Here is a 6,535-nt window from a genome sequence, read left to right on the forward strand (position 1 = left end):
TGACAGATGTCAAGTCGATTGATGCACGGCAACAATATACCATGCTGAAAGCTGTTGCAAAGGGTTATTCTTGTCATGGAAATGACGGCGGCATATCTTTGCATCCGAATTTTAAAAGGTTAAAGAAATAACCGGACGCAAAGGGCGCCCGACACAAAAAGAAAGGTAAAAAGATTATGATTTCAGTAGTATTAGCGGTAATCGCAGTGATTGCAGGAGCAATAGCACAGGCAGTGAGAGTAAACAGAAATCTGACTGCATAAAGTTTTCAGGAAAATAAGATAATAAATAGAGAGAGGTTTTAAATGGTTAGAGGGTGTGTCTATACAGGCACACCCTCTTTATATTGCATGAATCCCAGTATTAGAGTTTTATTTTCTTTTTCTTTCCTGAACTTTCGTTGCTCATCCGGTCGAGCGCCGTGACAACATAGGTATATTTCTTGTTTCCATCCTTATAACCGTTGAGTTTTACGAGCGGGAATGAGGTTATGGCTACGATATTCGACGGGTCGTCGAGGTTGGGTGCGACGGTTCCTTCAGCGCGGTAGACTACGTATTTGTATGGTTCGTCTTTCCAACCTTTCCCTTTGGGTTCTTTCCAAAAAAGATAGTAACCGTCGTCCATTTTGCGCACTTTCATTCCGCCGGGTTTGCGAGGAGCTTTATCGTCTATGAACGGCATGGAGGGTTGCAGAGCCGGGTATCGCCAATAGTTGCTGCGTAAGGTTCCGGCATAGTTTCCGGGATTATCTACAACGGCTGCTGCATACCATAGCACAGTGCCTTGAACGTTTTCAGCTTGTTCGTATAAACGATGTTTGGCTGGGAGTTGATGTTGGTTGGGGTTGTTAGGGTCAGGCGCCTTGACGGTTCGCAGAACATCCTCACCGATGTAGAGTGGCCGGCCGCCGGCGTTACGATTCCACCATTGGATAAGCTCTTTATAGTCGGCTGCCTTATGCCCGATTTCCCAATAGAGTTGTGGTACGCAGTAGTCTATCCATCCGTTGTTCACCCAGAGTAGGATGTTAGCGTAGAGGTCATCATAGTTCTGCAATCCGCTTGTTCGGCTTCCGACGCCTGGTGCTGTAGATGCGTTTCGGAATATTCCGAAAGGCGACACGCCGAATTTCACCCATGGTTTGGCGGCGTGAATGGTGTCAGAGAGCTGTTTAATGAATCTGTCGACGTTGCTGCGTCGCCAATCGCCGAGTGATAGCGAGTTTTTGTTATAGAGTTGATATTCGCGTTGGTCGGGTATGGATACTCCGGCCACGGGATAGGGGTAGAAGTAGTCGTCGATGTGCAGTCCGTCTATATCATATCGCCTCACGATGTCGGCAATCACTGTGCAGATGTAGTTTCGGTTCTCGGCTATACCTGGATTGAGGATGTATTGACTGTCGTAGGTGAACACCAGATCGGGCCGCCGCATAGCAATGTGGTTTGTGGCGAGCGCGGTTGTTCCCTTGGTTTTTGCACGATACGGATTCACCCAGGCGTGGAGTTCCATACCGCGTCGGTGACATTGTTCTATCATCCATTGCAGCGGATCCCAATAGGGCGATGGTGCAAGACCTTGTGTTCCGGTGAGGAATCGGCTCCAGGGTTCGTATTTACTTTGATAGAGTGCGTCGCATTCGGCTCGGACCTGGAATATTATGGCGTTTATTCCGTCACGCTGCAGTTCGTCGAGTTGTTTAACGAGTGTGGCCTGCATCTGCGAGGTGCCCAGCCCTTGAAATTGTCCGTTGACACACTGAATCCATGCTCCGCGAAATTCACGTTTTTTTGTTTTGCCGGCCGCGTTGATTGGCTGGCTCATTGCGCCCAAAAGAAAGGCTGCGAGCATGATGATTGATAGAAAACGAGTTTTGTTCATATTGCTTTATTATTATTCAAAGAGAACGCCCTGCGCTCTCTAATAGTGTAGAGAGTTGACAGGGCGTCGCTTCCTATGAAGATAAAAAGATTTCTGTGGGTTTATCTTATGGATATTTTCCTGACAACCTTTCCAACTTTCACGATGTAGCAACCTTTCGGCAGGTTGAGGTTGTAACGTTTGTCGTTGCCGTCGATTCTGATGCTCACCACGCGTACTCCGGTGACGTTGTAAATTTGAAGGGTTTCGTTTTCAGCACCTTCTATTCGGAGCACCGAGCCTGAGACGGATATGGATATGTTTTGGAAATCTTGGTCGAAGATTTCGATTGCTGTATTTGCTTTCGCGTTGAAGGGGATGATTGATAGTGTTAGCGAAAATAGAATGATTAGTGTGAGTATTTTCTGTTTCATAATTTGGCCTCCATTTTATGTGTTGCAAAGATAATGCTTTGAGGCTTAAGACTCTTTTATATGTCTGGTCTTAGTTTTTATTTTAGCATTCATTAATAAGCACGGGAGGCGTATTTTTATTTTCGAGCCTCATCAATATGTCGATTCCTGGAGAATCTATTTTTATTGCGGCCAGGTATATGGCTATAAAAAGAGCGACCTGCACGCGTCCATCTCGGAGTGTGCAGGTCTTTTTTCAAATTGATAATATAAACGAGTTTCTTATACCTGATCCTCGCCCGGATCTTCCTCGCGTCCGGGTTTCGGGGTATCGCCACCGGGCTTTTGGGGGTCTCCGGGTTTCTTGTCATCTGGTTTCTTCGGGTCATCCGGTTTTTTCGGATCGGAAGGTTTCTTACCATCATCGGGCTTCTTACCGTCGCCCGGCTTTTTACCGGAATCATCACCCTCTTTCCTCTTTTTGGCTGCTGCTTTCTGCGCCTGACTTTGGGCATGAGTATCGCGAAAATCGGAGGAGATATGATTAATGCCCGTCACCAGAGTGGTAATCATCTTCCGGTCGGCATCCACGGTCGAAAGAAGATAGCTAGCCTGAATGCACTGGCAAATGGCCTCAAAAATGCGCTCCGAGGTTTGACGAGCGACGCGAGTGTCGGGAAGATTCAGAGCGTCGCCATCGTTGCGACGGGTCACGATGAGGCGCTCATATTCCTCGTTCACAGTGTGAAGATGCTGCATAACATCTGTCAGTCCGAGTACGGCGATTTCGGGAACAAGCCGCGTAGCGTCCTTTTCCATACCTCGGATTAGTTCCGTTTCGTCCTCATTAATCTCCTTTTGGATTCCGAAATAGGGTTTCAGCTCCACCGACAACTTCTCGGCGGCCTTCCTCACCGGCTCGACGTGCGAATAACGCTGGGCGCGGATGATTCCGAAGAGGTTATTCAGCGCCTCATCGCGTTCACGGTCTTTGACAAGCATCTCCTTGGTTATGACCGAAGCCTGCGCTTGCCGAGTAATCTCAACCTCGACTTCGATGGCATCCTTCCACTCCTTGAGCATGTCGGGCGACACGTTGATTTTCGGCAAATCGGCCTTCGAGATGAGGTCGTACTGCGTCTGATGGAACTTCGCGTGCGCCGTATTACTGAAACGCGCGCCGCGGTTGCTTTCCAGCTTGATTGGACTTGTTGTTGTTGCCATAATTTTGATTTTTAAGATGATTAGAATAATAAACAGATATTTCGCGATGGTCTCTACGGTGTAGAAATGACCGGCACCGTTGGTCGTGGTGAAATCTACAGTGTAGAAATGACCAACACCATCGTCGCGGTGAAATCTACAGCGTAGAGACGACCAGCACCATAGGTCATGGTGAAATCTACGGCGTAGAAACGACCAACACCATCGTCGCGATGGAATCTACAGCGTAGAAACAACCAACATCATAGGTCATGGTGAAATTTACGGCGTAGAAATGACCAACACCGTCGGTCATGGTGAAATCTACAGCGTAGAAACGACCAACACCATAGGTCATGGTGGAATCTACAGCGTAGGAACAACCAATACCGTCGGTCATGCTGGAATCTACAGCGTAGAAACAACCAACACCATCGGTCATGCTGAAATCTACGGCGTAGGAAAGGGTATTATTGATGTAGGGATGGTTTTGCATATCAACAAAACCGATATTACCGTCGTCACGACCGTTTTGCACGTTGTGAAAAGGGTTTTTATCGTTGTCGCGCCCTACCCCATGCCAACTCGGGCGTTCCGCCCGCATGTAGGGACAGACCCCGTGTCTGTCCGAATCAATGCCAATTCGGTCTACCGACCGCATGATATATTCGGATCTATCGGCCCATATATTCATCCCGACCTGCCGAATAGGGCGGACAGACACGGGGTCTGTCCCTACGTGCGGGCCATTCTGGCCCGAATTGGCATCCGTCCACGTTGCGACCTGCCGGCCGAAGTATGGATTTAGACTACGTGCGACCTGCCGGCCAAATCCGCATAAAATAATAATCCGAGGCCCGACCGAATGCATTTCAATCCTCCCACATTTTATTATATCCCACATTGCCGGGCTCATCGGAGTCGTCGTCGGATTCCTCGTTGATAAGGTCGGGCTTGGAAAGTCCGCCATTCTCGGGCACCGAGTGCGAACTGACTACAAACTGGGCGATGTTATTATCGGTTGCGAGCTGAATGATTTTGATGCCGGGGGCGATGTATTTTGTCTTCATTGTTTCGTTGAGTTATTTGATGATTTTCTTGCCGTTGACGATGTAGATGCCGCGGCCGGGATTCGTTACGCGGCGGCCCTGGAGGTCGTAGACGACGTCTTCTTTCGCGGGCGTTGTAGGCTTGACAGTGTGAATGCCGGTCGTTTCGGATTCCTTGCGGGCGGCATCGAAGTCGATTGTAAATCCTTTGGCGGGCGCAATGGCTAGTGGCAGACGCAGACCCGCGCGATGAGCCGCCAGCTTGATGGAAGCACCATTCCGAGTGCCCTGCTTATAGAAACCCAGGCCCTCGTCGCCGTTATTGGAGAAGATATAATATTTGTAACCGGCTGCGTTGAACTCCTGTTCGGTGGCGGTGCCGATGAGCAGATTGCCCGCCACGCTCTCCTCCGTTCCCGCAACGGCCGCATAATATTCAATAGTTGAACTGGGCGTTCCTTGCAGAATAAATCCCGTTTGCTTCGGGATTATCTTGCCTGCTGTGAATGCCGTTACTTGGGCTTGGTCGGGAGTCATAATACTTCCGCTCGGAGTTATGCCCGTGATGATATACGCCGTGCAGCCGGCGGGAACTACAAAATTCTCGTTCTCGAGGTAGTAGGAAGTGTAGCCGCTGGTGCCTACATCTACAGTTTCAACATAGTGTCCGGCATGGTCCGACCATCCGGAGGCAGCAGCATAAAGCCCGGCATGGTCGGTATTGACATATATTTTCAGGTCGGCATGAGCGTCTCTAAAAGGAGCTCCGCTTCCAAAACCTCCATTCTCGCAATCAATAACTACTGGTACCTTACGGAGGTTGACAGTCTTTAGCGTCGGGTTGTCTCCAAAAGCATTATAGTTAATCCTTCTTACAGTAGAAGGGATGTCAATAGAAACAAGTTTATTGTCATCAAATGTACCCCCATTAATGAATACAAGCCCTTCTGGAAGAAGAAGCGTATGGATATTGCCACGATGGAAGTTGAGACCGACAAGATATTTCAGCTTTGTGCATTTGCTTAAATCTACGGTGCCGGTGTTATAGGCATGTGCAAAATTCATCCAGCCGATGCTGTCGCAGGTAGAAGGGAGGGTTAGTGTAAGGTCTGTACCTGTGGCGTAAGTTCCATTATCAAAACAGGTAGTTCCTACATTGCGAAGTCCCTCATGAAAAATAAGTTGGTCTTGCAATTGAGCGTATCGAAAACTTTCTCTTCCAATTTCTTCTACAGTTGTGGGCATATCGAAGTGTTTTACTGCGCTATTATTAAGCGCATAATCTCCAATTCTTTTTACCGTATAGGTTTGTCCGTTATTTGGATTTACCACCGTGGCAGGTACACTTATAGTAGTTGCGGTGTAGTCTGTGAGCCACCAAGAACTTCCGCCAGAACTATTTGTAAATTCCACATACCTATTCGCCGCATCGATGATGTTGTAATGCAGTAATACCCCCGCCGCATTCGGCGTGCTGAAAGATGGGGCTTGCGCCTTGCCTGCAATGGCTATGGCAAAGCATGAAATAATGAATAACAATCTTCTCATTTATATAGTTATGATTTTTGAATTAAATAATTGCACTAAAAAATCCCATTGTTCCCCACCCCGTAGGAATGGAGAAACGGGGTTGAGTTTTATTCCCCCACAACGAATCGTTCTGCATTTCCTGTCCTTCGTTTTCCTTGTCATCAATAACGTTGGACTTTGTTAATCCGCTGCCGTCCCAAGCTTTAGCATGGAAACAGAAAGCAAGCAAAAATGCTGATAATAATAAGTGTCTTTTCATTCCAATAATCGTTTAAAATATTTCTTAATTGAGTTCTTATTTCGTTCTTGATTCATTCGTAAAAGGACACGAAAAACTGAACAACAAAACTCGCGGGAGTATTGTTGTCTAAAGGATTTGCGTAACTTCTACGCGCGCGTAAAAATAAGTTAGGTGAGGCTAGGTGTGTGTGTGTGTGTGTGTGTGTGTGTGTGTGTGTGTGTGTGTTAGCTACTTTT

The 6,535-nt window shown here is 47.7% G+C and carries 7 protein-coding genes; all 7 read right to left on the minus strand.

Annotated elements, in window-relative coordinates; translation table 11 throughout:
- Nucleotides 1–363: 363 nt before the first annotated feature.
- Nucleotides 364–1,884: a glycoside hydrolase family 10 protein gene (locus tag HMPREF9140_RS08215; RefSeq protein WP_006953236.1), complete on the minus strand. Its 1,521-nt coding sequence runs from the start codon at nt 1,882–1,884 to the stop codon at nt 364–366.
- Nucleotides 1,885–1,985: 101 nt separating this feature from the next.
- Nucleotides 1,986–2,297 (minus strand): T9SS type A sorting domain-containing protein, encoded by a 312-nt coding sequence (locus HMPREF9140_RS08220; RefSeq protein WP_006953237.1) that lies wholly within the window; start codon nt 2,295–2,297, stop codon nt 1,986–1,988.
- Nucleotides 2,298–2,558: 261 nt separating this feature from the next.
- A complete protein-coding gene (locus HMPREF9140_RS08225; RefSeq protein WP_006953238.1) occupies nt 2,559–3,500 on the minus strand; it encodes a DUF6261 family protein in 942 nt (313 codons plus the stop codon).
- A 178-nt stretch (nt 3,501–3,678) separates the two neighbouring features.
- Nucleotides 3,679–4,140, minus strand: a complete 462-nt coding sequence (locus tag HMPREF9140_RS10680; RefSeq protein ID WP_216593055.1) for a hypothetical protein — start codon at nt 4,138–4,140, stop codon at nt 3,679–3,681.
- A gap of 211 nt (nt 4,141–4,351) precedes the next feature.
- Entirely contained in the window at nt 4,352–4,549 is a 198-nt protein-coding gene (locus HMPREF9140_RS08235) for a hypothetical protein (protein ID WP_006953240.1), read from the minus strand.
- 12 nt (nt 4,550–4,561) lie between these two features.
- The gene (locus tag HMPREF9140_RS08240; RefSeq protein WP_006953241.1) at nt 4,562–6,076 is read right to left on the minus strand and encodes a leucine-rich repeat domain-containing protein; all 1,515 of its coding nucleotides are present in this window, start codon (nt 6,074–6,076) and stop codon (nt 4,562–4,564) included.
- Between the two features lie 22 nt (nt 6,077–6,098).
- Complete coding sequence (locus tag HMPREF9140_RS08245) at nt 6,099–6,317, minus strand: hypothetical protein (RefSeq protein WP_006953242.1); 219 nt, start codon at nt 6,315–6,317, stop codon at nt 6,099–6,101.
- Nucleotides 6,318–6,535 lie beyond the last annotated feature (218 nt).

This window comes from Prevotella micans F0438 (genome assembly GCF_000243035.1).
Classification (GTDB): Bacteria; Bacteroidota; Bacteroidia; order Bacteroidales; family Bacteroidaceae; genus Prevotella; species Prevotella micans.

What these genes read in the sequence shown, in the direction of transcription:
- HMPREF9140_RS08215 (WP_006953236.1), bottom strand. Translation starts at nt 1,884, where the DNA reads ATGAACAAAACTCGTTTTCTATCAATCATCATGCTCGCAGCCTTTCTT.
- HMPREF9140_RS08220 (WP_006953237.1), bottom strand. Translation starts at nt 2,297, where the DNA reads ATGAAACAGAAAATACTCACACTAATCATTCTATTTTCGCTAACACTA.
- HMPREF9140_RS08225 (WP_006953238.1), bottom strand. Translation starts at nt 3,500, where the DNA reads ATGGCAACAACAACAAGTCCAATCAAGCTGGAAAGCAACCGCGGCGCG.
- HMPREF9140_RS10680 (WP_216593055.1), bottom strand. Translation starts at nt 4,140, where the DNA reads ATGCGGTCGGTAGACCGAATTGGCATTGATTCGGACAGACACGGGGTC.
- HMPREF9140_RS08235 (WP_006953240.1), bottom strand. Translation starts at nt 4,549, where the DNA reads ATGAAGACAAAATACATCGCCCCCGGCATCAAAATCATTCAGCTCGCA.
- HMPREF9140_RS08240 (WP_006953241.1), bottom strand. Translation starts at nt 6,076, where the DNA reads ATGAGAAGATTGTTATTCATTATTTCATGCTTTGCCATAGCCATTGCA.
- HMPREF9140_RS08245 (WP_006953242.1), bottom strand. Translation starts at nt 6,317, where the DNA reads ATGAAAAGACACTTATTATTATCAGCATTTTTGCTTGCTTTCTGTTTC.